The organism is Arthrobacter sp. Leaf141 (assembly GCF_001424565.1).
Lineage (GTDB): Bacteria > Actinomycetota > Actinomycetes > Actinomycetales > Micrococcaceae > Arthrobacter.
In genome coordinates this window covers 256,687-271,685 of record NZ_LMOL01000005.1, presented here as the reverse complement: position 1 = coordinate 271,685, position 14,999 = coordinate 256,687, and the positions used below count along the sequence as shown (strand labels likewise).

The following is a 14,999-nucleotide window of genomic DNA, read 5'->3' as shown; positions in this document are numbered from 1 at the left end:
CGCTATCACCTATGGTCGTCAAAACCCTCAAATGACGACCATAGGTGATAGCGCAACGGGAGGAGGGAGCGGGGCAGGGGCAGGGGCAAGGGCCGGGGCAGGGACCGGGTTAGCCGCGGAAAACCTGGATCACTGCGGGACGGGGCGCCCGCACCGCGCCGGGTGCCGGCGTCGTACCCTCTGCAACGTAGTCGGGGAAGAACGAGACCTGCGCGCCGAAGGAACCGTCCTCCCCCGGGTGCTGGACCGAGACGAAGACGGTGCGCTCGTCGTCGTGGATGATGGGCCCGCAGGTTTCGCCGTCCCGCGGGACCGCGAGGAACTGTTCCACCTTGCCGCGGTCTTTGCCGGCCACGGTGACCTTGAACAGCCCGTCCGCTTTGCCGATGCCGGAGGGGGCGCCGTCGGTGGAGATCCAGAGGTTGCCCACGGAGTCGAAGGCGAGGTTGTCCGGGCAGGAGATGGGCGAGACCTTGTCCACCGGGAAGCCGGAGAAGTAGGTGACGTCGCCCTGCGCGGGATCGCCGCAGACCATCAGCAGGTTCCAGCTGAACGTGGTGGAGGTCTGGTCGCCGGTTTCGGTGATCTCCACGATGTGCCCGTCGCGGTTCTGGTTGCGCGGGTTCATTTCCGTGGCGGCCTCGTTGGCGCCGACGCCGCGGTTGGAGTTGTTGGTGCAGGCCACGTAGACCTTGCCGGTCAGCAGGCTCGGCTCCACGTCCTCGCAGCGGTCCATCTTGGTGGGGCCCACCTTGTCGGCGGCCAGGCGCGTGTAGACCAGGACTTCCTCGACGGACATGCCCGGCACCGCGGACGCACCGTCCACCACCAGCGGCAGCCACTGGCCGATGCCGTCGAAGGCACCGTCGGCCGGCACGTTGCCAACCCCGGTGATCTCGGCGGCAGGCGAGTTGCCGGTGAACTTGGCCACGTAAAGGTTGCCCTCGGAGAGCAGCGTCATGTTGTGCTTGCGGTCGCCCTCGATGTACTTCCCGGCGGAGACGAACTTGTACAGGTAGTCGAAGCGCTCGTCGTCACCGGAGTAAGCCACCACGTGCCCGGACTTCGCCACGATGACGTTGGCGCCCTCGTGCTTAAAGCGGCCCAGGGAGGAGTGCTTCTTCGGGGTGGAGGTGGGGTCGAACGGGTCAACCTCCACGATCCAGCCGAACCGGTTGGCCTCGTTTTCGTAGCCGGGGTTGCGGGTATCCCAGCGCGGGTCATCGAGCTCCCACTGGCGTACCGTCGGGTTGGCGCCCAGGCCGTAGCGCTTGTCCGCGGCCGAGGTGCCCTTCGCCACGAAGTAGCCGTTGAAGTTCTCCTCGCCGGAAAGGATGGTGCCCCAGGGGGTGGTCCCGCCCGAGCAGTTGCCCAGCGTGCCTTTGATGGTCCGGCCGGCGGGATCCTGGACGGTGCGGACCAGCGGCGATCCCGCCACCGGGCCCGTGAGTTCGTAGGCGGTGCTGTTCAGGAAGCGGCGGTTCAGGCCGGCGCCCTTGACGTAGGACCACGGCTTGTTTTTGTTTTTGCGTTCCAGCTCCACCACCGACAGCCCGTGCGCGGCAGCCCCCACAGCGCGCACCTGGCCGGCCGGCATGGTGGCCGGAAACATGATGGTTTCGTTGGTGTATTCGTGGTTGGCAAACAGCACCGCGCGGCGGCCCTTGCTGCCCGGGATCTCCAGGATGTCCGTGTAGTCGTTGTTGTAGCCGAACTGCTTTTCCTGCGCGGCGGCCGTCTGGTTGGCGATGTCGAACGCGGGCGCGTCGGCGAAGATCGGGTCGCCCCACCTGATCACCGGCTGCCAGGTGAAGCCGTCGGGGACCGTCACGGCATCCACGCTGGCGTCAACGGCGGCGATGGGCTTGAACTGGAGCTTGGACTTGGCGAAGCCCTCCTTGGCGGCCGGGGACAGTCCGGCGGCGCTGGCGGATTCCGCAGAGGTCACGGCTGAACCGAGGACGACGGCGAGCGCACCGGCGGCGCCGAAGCCCAGGGCGGCACGGCGGGACAGGGTCGCGGAGGCGATGTCGCGGAAGTAGCCGTTCTCGCTCGTGTTGCAGACCTCGCTGGCGCAGGCGTTGTCGCACTTCAGCGCGCAGGTAACGGCGCTGCGCTTGCCTTTGGTGTGGCCCAGCATGGGCAGCAGGGGGAACTTGCGGGCGGTCGTTTCAGACATGGGGGCCTTCCAAAAGGTCGTCATGGGGACGCGCCCACCCTGCCAGCCGGTTCCTACGGACATCCGTCGGGCAGGTGAAGTCGAGGTTAACCGCCCGTGGCGTGCAGGCGCCGGGCGGTGTCCTGGCCGGCCAGGACTGCGTGGACCCGGCGCAGGCGGGCCAGCCACCATTCGGTGCGGTGGGGCGCTGCCGCATACCGCTCCAGCAGCCCGGCGTCCGCGGTGGCGTCGCGGAGGGTGATGGCGCCGTCGTCGGCCACCAGCGGGTCAAGTGTGATGTCGGATTCGAACAATGACACCGTCCCCAGCCCGCAGGCGTAGGGAAGGTCCGGGAGCGCAGCGGCGAGGGCCAGGCCGGCCCGGATGCCCACCGAGGTGTCCAGGGCGGAGCTGACCACTGCCGGCAGTCCGGCCTGCGCCACCAGGTCCAGGGCCCTGCGGACCCCGCCCAGCGGCGCCACCTTGACCACAATCAGGTCGGCGGCGCCGGCCCGGGCCACCTTCAGCGGGTCCTCTTCCTTCCTTACGCTTTCATCGGCGGCCACCAGGACCGGGGTGCCCGCAGCGGACAGCCGGGTCCGGACCTCGGCCAGCCCCTCGATGGTGGGCACGGGCTGCTCGGCGTATTCAAGTCCGACGGCGGCGAGCCGGGTGAGTGCCGCCACCGCGGCAGGCACGTCCCAGCCCCCGTTCGCGTCCACTCGGATCGCGGCGTCCGGCAGGGCAGCGCGGACGGCGTCCAGGCGCGCGGCGTCGTCGGCCAGGGTCTGGCCTTTCTCAGCCACCTTGACCTTTACCGCGTCCACGCGGCCGAACCGTGCCAGCACCTCTGGCACCCGGTCAGCGGAAACGGCCGGCACCGTGGCGTTGACGGGGATCCGTCCGCGCAGGGGTGCCGGAAAGCCGTGCCAGGCGGCCTCAATGGTTGCTGCGAGCCAGCGGGAAGCCTCCGCATCGCCGTACTCCGGGAACGGGCAGAACTCCCCCCAGCCGGCGGGCCCCTGCACCAGAAGGGTCTCCCGCTCCATGATCCCGCGGAACCGGACGCGCATGGGCAGGCTCACCACCTTCGCCCCGGCCAGGAGCTCCTCCAGAGGCGGCAATAACGGCTGGGCGGCGTCAGCAGGCATGCATTCACTGTACCGGCGCGGCAACGGCCCACAAGACTGCAGCCTTGGCGCCCCAAGCCGGGGGCGCCCTCAGCCGGCACAGTAGAGCCGCCTCCCAGATTTCTGTGCCACCCTTAAGCCATGGCCGTCTCACACCCCGCACGTTCCAGGACTGCAGCCCGACCCGCTCCGGGATCGGGCCTGCTCTTCGTCCTGGCTACCCTCGGGTGCATCGCCGGCCTGATCGCCACCTACTACTTCTTTGTCCGCACCACCACCGGACAGTTCATCGACGAGTCCGCCCTGGTGGAAGCCGCGGACATCAGCGGCCAGGCCGGCCAGGCCAGCACCCGGTTCCTGGACCTGCTGCCTGCTATCTCCCTGGTGGCCTCGGCTGTGGTGGTCCTGTTTGTCACGGTGATCCGGCGGCGCTGGACCGAGGCGGGCATTGCGGTGGCGGCCTGCATCGGCGCGAACGCGGCCACCCAGATCCTGAAGGAATTCCTGCCGGTCCGCCCGGACAAGGGCGTGGTCACGCTCGAACTGAATTCGCTGCCGTCGGGGCACACCACCCTGGCCGCTTCCGCCGCAGCGGCGCTGTTCCTGATGTCCTCCCCCAAATGGCGGCCCCTGGCCGGTTTTGTGGGCGGTACGTTTGCCATCGCGTCCGGGGCGTCAACGCTGATCAACCAGTGGCACCGGCCTGCGGACGTGGTGGCCGCGTTCCTCCTGGTGGGCGCGTTTATGATCCCCGCCGGCTGGCTGATCATTCGCCGCGGCTCGTGGAATTCGTGGGACGGGTTTGGCGGGCACCTCGGCTCGGCCAGGATCTGGTTGACCCTGCCGGTGCTGATCGGGCTGGCCTGGGCGGCGGTGGCCGTGTACTCGCTGGTCCGGATCGCCCCCGGTCCGTGGCAGCAGGTCAGCACCACACACTATTTCTGGGCCGGCATCGCCCTGATTGTTATTGCCGGCTACCTCGCGACCGTAGCCATGACCTCGCTGTTTGCTTTTGCCGCACGGCGCCGGACCGCGCCGGTACCGGCGCGTTAGCTCCGTCCCCGCCCGTGGCGGAAGCGTGGCACCCGGGGCTGGGCCAGCAAGCTTGAGGGAAACTTGACTCATTTCCGGCAGGCATTTTGAGCCACCCGGAGGATAGTTATACCTGTCAGGCCGATACAGATGGTGCAGCCATCAGGGCCCTGGCGGCCTCCAGAAGTGGGGGCCGCCGGGATAACCGAAAACCGGCTTGGCAGAGGCTGGTCCTGCAGCCTTACCCCAGCGTCCCGGCGCCGCCTTTGCCCCCCATATGGCGGCGCCGGGACTTCTAATTTTGGGGATTCAGGACGCACGACGGCGGCTCCCAACATAGTGCCGCACTGACCCCACCACAGCTCAAGCCGGCGCATCCCGCCGGCTTTTTTCATGCCCTGGGACAGGCGGGCCCTTTGCAGGTGCGGCCTGGCTGGCGGCACCCGGCAGCAGCTTTTCACCTATGCACCGGAAACGCCGCAAGCCCGGCAGCAGCCGGCGCCGCTGTGTGGGGGCACAGCGGCGCCTGCTGCCGCCGGGCTGGCGGCGGAAGGGTGGAGGCAGTGGAACGGATTAGGGGCAGTAGATCTTCCGGTTGCCGGTCCCCGCGTCCATGCGGATGGTGATTTCGGAGCTGGCCTGGGTCTGGTTGTAGTACGTCGCGGTCATCCGGATCGTCACCTCGTTCATGCCGACGCTCTTGGCGAGGACTGCGCTGGAAGTATCCAGGAAGACAGAGCCGAAAAATCCTGGCCAGATGACCTGCTGGGCGTCCGAGAACGTGCCGTCCGGAAGGCTCGCGGAATAGGTCAGCGTCCTCGGCAGGTCCGTCAACGAATAGTTGAGGAAAAGGGACCTGTTTGGTGCACCGAGGCCGGTGCAGGTCAGCGAAAACGCGGGCCCGGGCCAGGTATTCGAGGCAGTGACGGTCATGCTGGCCGTGGCGCTTTGCTGCCACAGCGCCGACGCTGACGTGCCGCCGAGTCCCAGCAGCACCGTGAGGACAAACGCCCCAACAGCCAGCGCCGCTCCGGGCAGGCTCCGCAGCCGCTTCATGGTCAGGCCCCGGCCGGCACGTCGGACCGGGACTTGCGGGACTTCCGGACAGACTTGAACACCAGGATGGAGCCGTAGCCGATCAGGCCGGCAGCTGCCACAGTGGTCCAGGTGTCGCGGTCGGCGTTGCCCAGGGCGTTGGCGGCGAAGCCGACGTAGGGAACGGCATAAAAGAGCTTGCCTTTGACCTGGATGGCGCGGACCGGCTCGGGATCGTTGGCCCCGTTGTTGTCGCCCCGTGTGATGAGCGTCTTTTCGCCTTCCTGCGTGGCGCCAAACCCGACGATCCGGTGCGTCTCCACATCGGGCCGGCCGGAATACAGCTGGAAGGTAACGACGTCGCCGTACTGCAGCGCATCGAACGCCACCGGCTTCATCACCATAAACGTGCCGGGCGGGAACTTGGGTGCCATCGACTTGGTCAGTACCGTGTATGTCTGCGACCCAGTAGCGAAGGGCAAAATGATGAGCACGGTGGCGGCGAACATCGCCACCAGCATGGCGGCCATGCTCAGGATGCGGCCGACGGCGGTCCAGGCGCCGCCGCTTTTGGCGTCACCTTCCAACCCGGCGGGGCCGGCAGGGGTTTCGTCGGCGGTGGGTGCGGCCGCGGGTGCCTCAGTCAGGTCAGCAGACACCGGATACCCCGCACTGACGGGCGGTCATGGGAAGCGTGATGTTCACGGCTTGTCCTTTCACGGATGACGGGGCTGCTGGGCTGAGGCTGACGCGGAAGCAAAAGACGGTGGCCCCGCCCTTGGCAACCGGCGGCGAGGTGAGCCCGGCTGCCGAGATGGCTGCGTAACCGGTGGTGACGTCGCACTGCGCGGCCGTGGCCGCCGTCTTGGCCGTGACCGCAAGGTACTGGGCCAGTCCTCCCCCGGAAGCGTTGGCCAGAACGGGCTGGCCTGCGGTGGTTGAGGTGTTGAACGTCCCGGTGGCGTCGGAGTTGTTGGTGACCACCACACCGGCCTGGACGCTGTCGCCCGGCTGGAGTGCCGTCGTCGGGCCCAGGTTCAGGTTGGCCGACTGGCCGGACGGCAGGGTCATGTTGCTGGTGGCCTGCCCTGCCAGGGTGGAGGTCATGGCCACGTCGAAGGATGCTGCGGATACGGTGCCCGGTGCGGTGAGTGCGCTGGCGTTCCAGAGGGCGTAGGTGCCCTGGACGGTGAGGAGGCCCAGGAGGACCGCTGCGGCGATGAGGGCTGCCGCCTGCAGTGTGCGCCTGATGCGCATGCGTCCTCCTGTTGCTGTTCCTCAGTCCGGGCAGGTGGCGGGCGGCGGATGGTCCGCCCGCCGCGCCTGGCTAGAGCAGGCCGGCCTGGCCTGCAACAACCTGCTGCAGGGTGAACTTTACGTTGCCGAAGTCGTAGGACTTGGTCACATCGGTGCGGCCGGTGGTGGTGGAGAGGAATTCGAAGGTGACGGTGGCGGTGACCTTCTGGACGGCGGCGTTGGGGCCCAGGTTGTTGGTCACGGCCACGCCGCCCACGGAGAGGGCCGGGGCTGAGACGGAAACGCTGGCAGGGTTGAAGCCGTTGGAAGCGCCCACGCCCTCGGCCACGATGCTGGCGGCCATCTTGTCGCCGGTGAGGGTGACATCAACTTCCTGCGTGAAGGTGAGCTTGTCACCGGGAACCGCCTTGTAGGAGCCGATGTTGTTGATGGTGGTTCCGGCGCGGTCCTTCCAGACACCGGCAGCGGTCTTGACCACGTTCAGGTCGCCGGCAACGATGGTGCCCGGCGCTGCGGTGGCTTCCGCGTTCCAAGCGGCCAGGGTGCCGCCGCCGCCCAGCAACAGTGCGGCGCCTACGGCGATGGCTGCGGTTCCCTTGATCAGCGTGCTGTTCTTCATGATGACCCCTTGAAAGTTTTTGTGTGGTTGTTGTCTTGCTGATGACTACTTTGCACAAGGAAAATCAGGAACAGGGAGGGGATACCGTCAGGGTTGCTGAAAGGGTTTCTCAAGATTTGCGAAAGATCAAAGCCGCAGGTCAGCAAGGAATGAAAGGATTCAAGCCGCAATCCTGCGGGGCCGGCTATGCCCCGGCGGCCGCCGGCCCGGCAGGCAGATCCAGCTGTTCAACGATGATCCGCGCCGTCCCGGGATCCCCCAGAATCCGGAAATGCCCGGCCACCGGCAGCTCGATGTTGGTGGCGCCGGGAAGCACGCTGCCTTCTGGAATGTGGGGGTCGAACGGGCCGTACAGGGAGGTGATCCGGCTGTTGATGGCTTCCTCGCGGGCCAGCTGCAGCGTCACGGCGTTGCGGGGCGAGAAGATCCGCAGGCTGGGCAGCAGCATGTACCGGGCATAGCTTGAACCGGAAAACGGTGTGCACACGGCCACCATGCGCTGGATGCGGTGCTCGGGGTCCAGCGACAGCATGGCGTATTTGCCGATCAGCCCGCCCTTGCTGTGGGCCACCAGCGCGGCGTCGCGCAGTCCTGCCTCCTCGAGGTGCTGCGCCACCAGCCGGGCGGCCTCCGGTACTTCAAGCTGGTTGCGCTGCAGGACAGTGACCACGTGGACGGGATGGCCGGCGTCGTGGATGGCTTGGATCAGCGGCAGCATAAACTGCCAGTTTTCGTAGACCCCGGGAATGATGACCACTGGGTTGCGGTGTCCCTGATGGAACGAACCCGGCTGGACGCGCGACAAAAAACCGCGCACTTGCCAGCTGGCGGCGTAGGCGTAGTCCTGCAGCCACCACGCGGCTTTGTGCAGCGGGCTGATACGGCGGCCGGGGCCCGGTGTCCTCATCTGTCGAGGATAGCGCCGCGGGCCGGGCTACCCGCCAAACGCGCGCCCAAACCGTCAGTAATTGCGCCGGTGCCGCAGCCGGGGAATCACGACGGCGAACACGGCCGCCGCGGCAAAGCCCAGGACGCCGGTGGCTGAGATCCCCGCGCCCAGGGAAGCCAGCGCCGTCACTCCGGAGAGCAGGACCGGGCCGCCGGTGCTGCCGGCATCCGCCGTAAAACGCCACAGCCCCAGGAACTGGCCCCGGCCCCGGTCAGGCGAGAAGTCAGCGCCCAGGGTCATCACCAGCCCGGAGCTGATGCCGTTGCCGAAGCCGATCAGCAGCGCCGCCAGCAGCAGCCCCACAAATGATCCGGTGAGCGGGATCAGGAGCAAGGCAATACCCATGATCAGGGTGGAGGGAATGGCCACCCATTGCCGGCCTTTCCGGTCCATCAGCTTGCCGGCTGGGTAAAACACCAGCATGTCAATGGCCCCGGACAGCCCGTAGATCAGGGAGGCGGATGTGGCGTCCATGCCCAGGTGGTCCGCCCACAGCGGGATCACCACCTGCCGGGAGGAGCGGAGGGCGCTCAGCAGCAGGATGCCCACGCCCAGGCTCAGCAGCACGCCCGCGTGGGAGACGGCCACACTGCGGAGTGTGGGCTGCGGGCCGGCGTCTGCGCCTTTGGTGCTTTCCACGGCGGCGAGGTCCGGAATAGTGAGGGACAGCAGCGCTGCGGCCACCAGCGCCACCACACCCACCCAGTAGGCGGCGCTCATCCCGCCGAACTGCATGGCGAGGGCGCCCAGGAAAGGGCCAATGAAAACGCCGATCCGGTTCACGCCGCCAAGCGTTGACAGGGCCCTGGCCCGGAATTCCACCGGCACGGCCTCGGTAAGGTACTTCTGGCGGGCCAGCCCAAACACGCTGCCGGACATTCCGACGACGGCCATCGCCGCTGCCAGCAGCCACAGCCCGTTCTGGACCACGGGAGTCAGCCCCGCTGCCGCCAGCGCCAGCGCGGAGGCCACCGAGGCGCCCACAATGGACCAGCGTTCGCCGTATTTGAGGGTCACCAGCGAGGCCGGGAGGTTGAAGAACCAGGATCCCAGGCCGATCACGGTGACGATCAGCGCGGCCACCGCCACGGAGGCGCCCAGGTCGCGGGCCGTGAGGGCCACCACGGGAAGGATGGCGCCGGTGCCTATTCCGTAGAGCAGCGTGGGGCCAAAGGCCGCCACGGCAATGCCGCGCAGGCTGAACGGTTGCGGGTTTTCCGGAGCTGTCATCAGATTGATCCTATGGCGGCCCGGGCGGCGTCCGTGACCGGGCGGCAGCGGCCTGTCACGTGCCCTCCTTCGCGGCCCCCTTAGCAGGCCGAATTGAGCGCCGCCAACGCCGCCTCCGCCATCTCCAGGGACTCAGGATCATCGAATCCCACGGGGTCCTGCCGCGGGGCCCGGGCCACGATCATGGCCAGCTGGCGTGACCCGTCCGCGCTGATCAGCGCCAGCGCTGCATAGCCGCGGACAACTCCGACGTGGCCAAAGTAGTCGTTGTTGGAACAGGCGTCGTACTTCCGGACCAGGCCAAGGCCAAACTCCTGGTACTTGGGATGATGCATCTCAGCCACACTTCCGGGCGCCAGCAGCGATCCGTCCTGCAGCGCTGCGAAGTAGGTGTTGAGGTCGCCCACCGTGGAGATCATCCCGGTATCCGGCGAGCCCAGGTGGAACGGAGCCAACGCATTGTCTTCCAAGTCCCCGGCCGCCGTCCGGGTATAGCCGTGGAGCATCCGCTGGGGTCCGGGCGCGTCCCCGGTCATAAGCGTGTGCTGCAGGTTCAGCGGCGCCACGCTGTCTTCCCGGATGACAACACCAATGCTCCGGCCCCGCAGCTTCTCCACCAGGAGCGCCAACACCGAATAGTTGGTGGCGGAGTAGCTGTACAGGCTCCCGGACCCGCCGGTCCAAGGCATGCCGGCGACAAAACCCACCCGTTCCTCATGGGTGAACGGACCCGTACCTATGTGAACGGGCGACACCCAGTAGTCGGGCATTCCGGACCGGTGGCTGAGCAGGCTGCGGATGGTGATGGGACCCGGCGGCTTGACGATGCCTTCCAGCCCGGGCAGGTACTGCTGGACGGGATCATCCAGCTGGATCTTTCCCTCTTCCACCAGCTTCAGCACAGACACCGCCACCATGGCCGTGGTGATGTCACCCACCTGTGACTGATCGCTCAGCTGGGCGGGGTCCATGGTGTCAAGGTCCCGGACACCGGCAGCAGAGGACCAGTCCCCCACTCGGGACTTCATGTCGATAATGACGGCGGTGGCTCCCGCCGTGAGAAGGTCAGCGCTATATCGCTGCAGGATTCCAACGAAGGCCGGGGCCGTGCGAGTCTGCTGGTCCGGCGGATCGGGGGCACCGGTGCAACCCGCCGATCCAACCAGGAGAACGGCAGCGGCAACGATGCGCAGATACTTGGACTGCCGGGGTTCCGGCCGCATGGAGCGCCCCCGCCTCAGCTCGCCGGCCCCGTGACCGTTACGGTGCGGACGGGCAGCTCGGCCGGGCGGTGGCGGGTGTCACCCAGGTACACGGCCCGGATCCGGTGGGTGCCGGCTCCGAGCGGCACATAGTCGCAGGCCGCCTTACCGGCAACCAGCTTCACGGGCAGGCCGGGTGCGCTCCCGTCCACGTAGAACTGCACATAACCGGCGGGGGCAGGATCCCCGGTCCGGGCTGCGCGCACCGTCACGGCCGAGCGTGCCCAGGAGCCACCCGGTCCGTCCTGCATGACGGTATGCCTGCCGGTGACGGGCAGGCCTGCAGCAGGAGCTTTGACATCAACGTAGACGGGGGCGGACGCGGGCCCGAAGTAGTGGATCACCGATTCAAGGTTGGCAATGATCCTGTGCCGGCCCACCGCCAGAGAGTCCAGGGACAGGGTGGCGCTCCAGCCGCTGGAACCCGCCACGGCAATCCCCTCCCCCACCGCAACGCCGTCGGCGTAGAACATGATGGGCCCGTCGGCGGTGCCGTTCATCCGGGCCCCGCTGGCAGCCCGCACCGTTGCGGTGAGCTTGACTGGCTGGCTGACCAGCACGGAGCCGGCCGTGGCGGACTGCAGGGCCGTGCGGATCTCTGGTCCGGTCAGGGCAACGTAGGAGGCACGCAGGGCGGACGGCTTGAAAAGCGCATCGCCGGAGTAGGACACGGTGTAGTACCGGGTTCCAATTTGTGTGGGTTGGATGGGAATGTAGAAGTTGCCCTCGTCTCCCGTCACCGTTACCACTGATGGGACGGCGCCCGGTTCGTGGGCTGTGACTTTGAGCGTGCCTGTGGGCACCCGGGTCTGGCCGGCGGGCACCACCAGGGATATCTGCACCAGCGAGGGCCGGTCCAGATAGGCCCAGCTGGGCTCGTCCAGGAAGGCGTTGATGATCACCGGTGCCCGAGGATCCGCGGGCGCGAGGGCACCCGCGGGGGCCGCGACGATCAGCCCCGTGGCCAGCAGGGCGGCGAGCGAGGCCGCCAATCTGGCCAGCCGCCGTCGTACTTTTGTGGCCGTGATGGATTGCTGTGCAGCGCGCATGCCCGACTCCCCAACAAGAGATGTTGCTGGAAGTCCCCCCAAACCCCGGCGGCGGCCCTTTGGGGCGGCCTGCCGGGAACTTTACCTGTTCCGGCGGACGAACATAAGGGGGCTGCGGGAGGGGTCACAAAAGACTCCCGGAGGAGTAGCGTTCGCCATATGGGGCGCTGCTCCGCGCCCACCGCCGAAGGAGGAAATTCATGGGTGACGTGTGGATCCGTACGCTGGGAAACGGACTGGTCCGGGCGGACCGGGTCACCGAAATCTCGTCCACCCGCGGCTCGCTGCACGAGGACCGGGGCTACTCCTTGAAGGTCATCGTGGACGGGAAGGGCCACGTGGTGATTGACGACGGCGACCTGCCGGGTTCCCCGGACAGGCGGCTGGAATACGCGCGGCACCTTGAGGATGCCCTGCTTCTGGCCATCGACGAGGCGCGCGGCGCGGGGTCCGCCACGGTGATCGCCTACGAGCCGGAGAGCGGGCGCTGGTCCGCCGTTCCCGTGGCTGCCTTAACCGGCCGGTTGCCGCAAACCATCTGATCCGGTCCCGGCACCGGGCAGCCCCGGGCAGCCGGCCGGATATCCGGTGTTGCGCAGATCACATTTCCCACCTAACCTTGTAGAGGCTTATGCAGGAGGCCAAAGCACAAAGCTGCAGCGTCGCAGCTTTGGCAGGGGAAGGCCGTTTTTTGAATTCGAAGCTCAACATTGTGGTGCGGGTGGATCTGGACCGCGCCCGTGCCCAGGTGATCGCCAAAGGCCATGTCACCGTCCACAGCGTCAACGCAATCTACGTGGTGGCCAAGCGGGCCAACGCACTGAAGCAGAACCTCCAGCTGGAACTCGACGTTTCCCACGCAAGTGTGGACCGGGAAGCCCTGGAGATGCTGCAGGCATCGTCGCAGCAGCACCATCTGCCCGTCCGGGTGGATCCGCAGCAGTCCGACTGCACCATCAGCGTCCTGGCCCCGATGCACCAGTACCATCCGGGCGCCCTGGCCGCTTAGCCAGGGCAAGGAATCCCCCAGCGCCCGCCCTTCGGGCCCCAGGGATCCCCGCCACCTTCATTTTTCAAAGCTTCCATCACCCGCGAGTGCGGCCGTACCTGAATACACGGGTAGCCGCACCGGGGTCATGGAAACCCTCTTAGCCCCCCGACCGGTCACTGAATCCGGCGGTGGCGTGCCCGGTATCGATGCCTTCTGGGTGAAACCGGTGGACGGCCGGCCAGTCAGCCCGCGTCACGTAGCGAACGCTCACCACAGTCACAGAGTGGCCAGGATGCCGGCGACGTCGTCCAACGCCCCTGGGATCAGTGAGTAATAGGCCCAGGTGCCGCGCTTTTCGCGATGCAACAGACCGGCCTCGACCAGGATCTTCAAATGGTGGGAAACGGTCGGTTGGCCAAGGTCGAGCGGTTCGGTGAGGTCGCAGACGCAGGACCCACCTGACTCGCCTGCTTTGACAATGGAGAGCAGCCGCAGCCTGTTCGGGTCGGCCAGGGCCTTGAAGATGAGAGCTTTCTGCTGCGCTTCTTCAGCGTTCAGTGCCGGCCTTTCGGAGGGGACGCAGCATGAGGCGTCGACCGCGGGCTCAAGAGTTTGCAGGGAGTTCATGCGTTCCATTATGCATGCAGATTGACAATCATCGATATAGATGGTGATACTCCTGTATTGATCTTCATCAATTTACTGCTGAACTGCACAGGAGACCCGTGAGTATCCGGACCAATACACTGCCACCCCGCCATGACGAGGCCGCCGTCGTTGGCAAACTGTCCGCTCTGGACCGTTTCCTGCCGGTGTGGATCATCGCCGCGATGGCCCTTGGCTTGCTGCTGGGCAACTTGGTCCCCGGCTTGAATACGGCGTTGGAGGCAGTGAAGGTCGGCGAGGTGTCCCTGCCTATAGCCGTGGGGCTGCTGGTGATGATGTATCCGGTGCTGGCGAAGGTCCGCTACGATCAGGCGCACCGCGTTTTGGCTGACCGGAAGCTGATGATCACGTCCCTGGTCATCAACTGGCTCCTGGCCCCGGCGTTTATGTTCGCCCTGGCGTGGATCTTCATCCCGGACCTGCCCGAGTACCGCACGGGACTCATCATCGTGGGCCTGGCCCGCTGCATCGCCATGGTGATGATCTGGAACGACCTCGCCTGCGGTGACCGCGAATCCGCGGCCGTTCTGGTATTCATCAACTCTGTCTTCCAGGTGGTCGCCTTTGGTGCCCTGGGCTGGTTTTACCTCCAGTGGCTCCCGTCGCTGCTGGGTCTGCCGACCACCAGCGCCGACTTCTCCTTCTGGGCCATCACAGCATCGGTGCTGATCTTCCTGGGGATCCCGCTGCTTGCCGGCTTCCTAACCCGCACCGTCGGCGAAAAGGCCAAAGGCAGGGTTTGGTACGAGGACAGGTTCCTGCCCAAGATCGGGCCCTGGGCGCTCTACGGGCTGCTCTTCACCATCACCCTTCTCTTTGCCCTGCAGGGCGGCACCATCACTTCCCGGCCCCTGGACGTGGTCCGCATCGCCGTGCCCATGCTGGTCTACTTCCTGGTTGTTTTCGGCGTCGGTATGGTCCTTGGCCGGGTACTTAACCTCGGTTACGCCAAGACCACCACCCTTGCTTTCACAGCAGCAGGGAACAACTTTGAACTCGCCATCGCCGTAGCGATCGGCACCTTCGGTGTCACCTCAGGACAGGCTCTCGCCGGCGTCGTCGGACCCCTGATCGAGGTACCCGTCCTGGTCGCCCTCGTCTACGCGGCCCTGTGGGCCCGCAAACGCTTCTTCCCCGCCGAACCCGCTGCCCTCTAGCCCCCGCGACGTCACTTGGAGAACACCATGAGCACCGAACCCATCAAGAAGCCTTCCGTCCTGTTCGTCTGTGTCCACAACGCCGGACGTTCCCAAATGGCCGCCGCGTTCCTGACCACTCTTGGCAAGGGTGAGATCGAAGTCCGCTCAGCCGGCTCCCAGCCCGCCGAGAAGGTCAACCCGGCCGCCGTGGAAGCCATGGCCGAGCTCGGCATCGACATGTCCGCTGAAATCCCCAAGATCCTCACCACCGAGGCCGTCAAGGAATCCGACGTTGTGATCACCATGGGCTGCGGGGACGAATGCCCCTACTTCCCCGGCAAACGCTACGAGGACTGGGTCCTTGAGGACCCTGCCGGTCAGGGCGTGGCCGCCGTCCGCCCCATCCGTGATGAGATCAGGACCCGCATCGAGGGCCTGATCGCCTCGCTCGTCCCGGCCGCCAAGTAAACCACCCACGATCC

At 66.7% G+C, this 14,999-nt stretch carries 16 protein-coding genes; 5 read left to right on the top strand and 11 right to left on the bottom strand.

The features are described 5' to 3' along the window. Positions 1-109 precede the first annotated feature (109 nt). A complete protein-coding gene (locus tag ASF72_RS03790; RefSeq protein ID WP_056596802.1) occupies positions 110-2,179 on the bottom strand; it encodes a PhoX family protein in 2,070 nt (689 codons plus the stop codon). An 86-nt stretch (positions 2,180-2,265) separates the two neighbouring features. Beyond that, a complete protein-coding gene (locus tag ASF72_RS03785) occupies positions 2,266-3,309 on the bottom strand; it encodes an o-succinylbenzoate synthase (RefSeq protein ID WP_056596799.1) in 1,044 nt (347 codons plus the stop codon). A gap of 120 nt (positions 3,310-3,429) precedes the next feature. Here ASF72_RS03785 and ASF72_RS03780 point away from each other — a divergent pair, with 120 nt between their 5' ends. Then, positions 3,430-4,341: a phosphatase PAP2 family protein gene (locus ASF72_RS03780; RefSeq protein ID WP_050683523.1), complete on the top strand. Its 912-nt coding sequence runs from the start codon at positions 3,430-3,432 to the stop codon at positions 4,339-4,341. Between the two features lie 552 nt (positions 4,342-4,893). On the opposite strand, the gene ASF72_RS03775 is transcribed toward ASF72_RS03780, so the two are convergent. From ASF72_RS03775 to ASF72_RS03740, 8 genes are all read right to left on the bottom strand, one after another. Further along, positions 4,894-5,376: a hypothetical protein gene (locus tag ASF72_RS03775; protein WP_056596796.1), complete on the bottom strand. Its 483-nt coding sequence runs from the start codon at positions 5,374-5,376 to the stop codon at positions 4,894-4,896. Between the two features lie 2 nt (positions 5,377-5,378). After that, the gene (locus ASF72_RS03770) at positions 5,379-6,014 is read right to left on the bottom strand and encodes a signal peptidase I (protein ID WP_056596793.1); all 636 of its coding nucleotides are present in this window, start codon (positions 6,012-6,014) and stop codon (positions 5,379-5,381) included. Then, positions 6,004-6,612, bottom strand: a complete 609-nt coding sequence (locus ASF72_RS03765; RefSeq protein WP_056596790.1) for a hypothetical protein — start codon at positions 6,610-6,612, stop codon at positions 6,004-6,006. Before ASF72_RS03765 ends, ASF72_RS03770 begins: the two co-directional genes overlap by 11 nt. Before the next feature lie 70 nt (positions 6,613-6,682). Further along, positions 6,683-7,231 carry an alternate-type signal peptide domain-containing protein gene (locus tag ASF72_RS03760; protein WP_056596784.1) on the bottom strand — a complete coding sequence of 183 codons (549 nt, stop codon included), beginning with the start codon at positions 7,229-7,231 and terminating at the stop codon, positions 6,683-6,685. 184 nt (positions 7,232-7,415) lie between these two features. After that, on the bottom strand, positions 7,416-8,138 hold the full coding sequence (locus ASF72_RS03755; RefSeq protein WP_056596780.1) for an esterase/lipase family protein: 723 nt from the start codon (positions 8,136-8,138) through the stop codon (positions 7,416-7,418). A 54-nt stretch (positions 8,139-8,192) separates the two neighbouring features. Further along, positions 8,193-9,410 carry an MFS transporter gene (locus ASF72_RS03750; protein WP_056596777.1) on the bottom strand — a complete coding sequence of 406 codons (1,218 nt, stop codon included), beginning with the start codon at positions 9,408-9,410 and terminating at the stop codon, positions 8,193-8,195. Positions 9,411-9,490: 80 nt separating this feature from the next. Next, on the bottom strand, positions 9,491-10,633 hold the full coding sequence (locus tag ASF72_RS03745) for a serine hydrolase domain-containing protein (RefSeq protein WP_056596774.1): 1,143 nt from the start codon (positions 10,631-10,633) through the stop codon (positions 9,491-9,493). A gap of 14 nt (positions 10,634-10,647) precedes the next feature. Next, positions 10,648-11,721: an Ig-like domain-containing protein gene (locus tag ASF72_RS03740; protein ID WP_082484012.1), complete on the bottom strand. Its 1,074-nt coding sequence runs from the start codon at positions 11,719-11,721 to the stop codon at positions 10,648-10,650. A 200-nt stretch (positions 11,722-11,921) separates the two neighbouring features. Here ASF72_RS03740 and ASF72_RS03735 point away from each other — a divergent pair, with 200 nt between their 5' ends. Further along, complete coding sequence (locus tag ASF72_RS03735; RefSeq protein ID WP_050683514.1) at positions 11,922-12,263, top strand: hypothetical protein; 342 nt, start codon at positions 11,922-11,924, stop codon at positions 12,261-12,263. 149 nt (positions 12,264-12,412) lie between these two features. Beyond that, a complete protein-coding gene (locus ASF72_RS03730) occupies positions 12,413-12,730 on the top strand; it encodes a hypothetical protein (protein ID WP_056597433.1) in 318 nt (105 codons plus the stop codon). A gap of 258 nt (positions 12,731-12,988) precedes the next feature. Here the strand turns inward: ASF72_RS03730 and ASF72_RS03725 are convergent, their stop codons facing one another. Next, entirely contained in the window at positions 12,989-13,339 is a 351-nt protein-coding gene (locus tag ASF72_RS03725) for an ArsR/SmtB family transcription factor (protein ID WP_050683512.1), read from the bottom strand. A 104-nt stretch (positions 13,340-13,443) separates the two neighbouring features. On the opposite strand from ASF72_RS03725, the gene arsB reads away from it, so the two are divergent. Together arsB and ASF72_RS03715 are read left to right on the top strand one after the other, a co-directional pair. Then, entirely contained in the window at positions 13,444-14,535 is a 1,092-nt protein-coding gene (arsB, locus tag ASF72_RS03720; RefSeq protein ID WP_442854154.1) for an ACR3 family arsenite efflux transporter, read from the top strand. 27 nt (positions 14,536-14,562) lie between these two features. Next, positions 14,563-14,985, top strand: a complete 423-nt coding sequence (locus ASF72_RS03715; RefSeq protein WP_050683510.1) for an arsenate reductase ArsC — start codon at positions 14,563-14,565, stop codon at positions 14,983-14,985. Positions 14,986-14,999 lie beyond the last annotated feature (14 nt).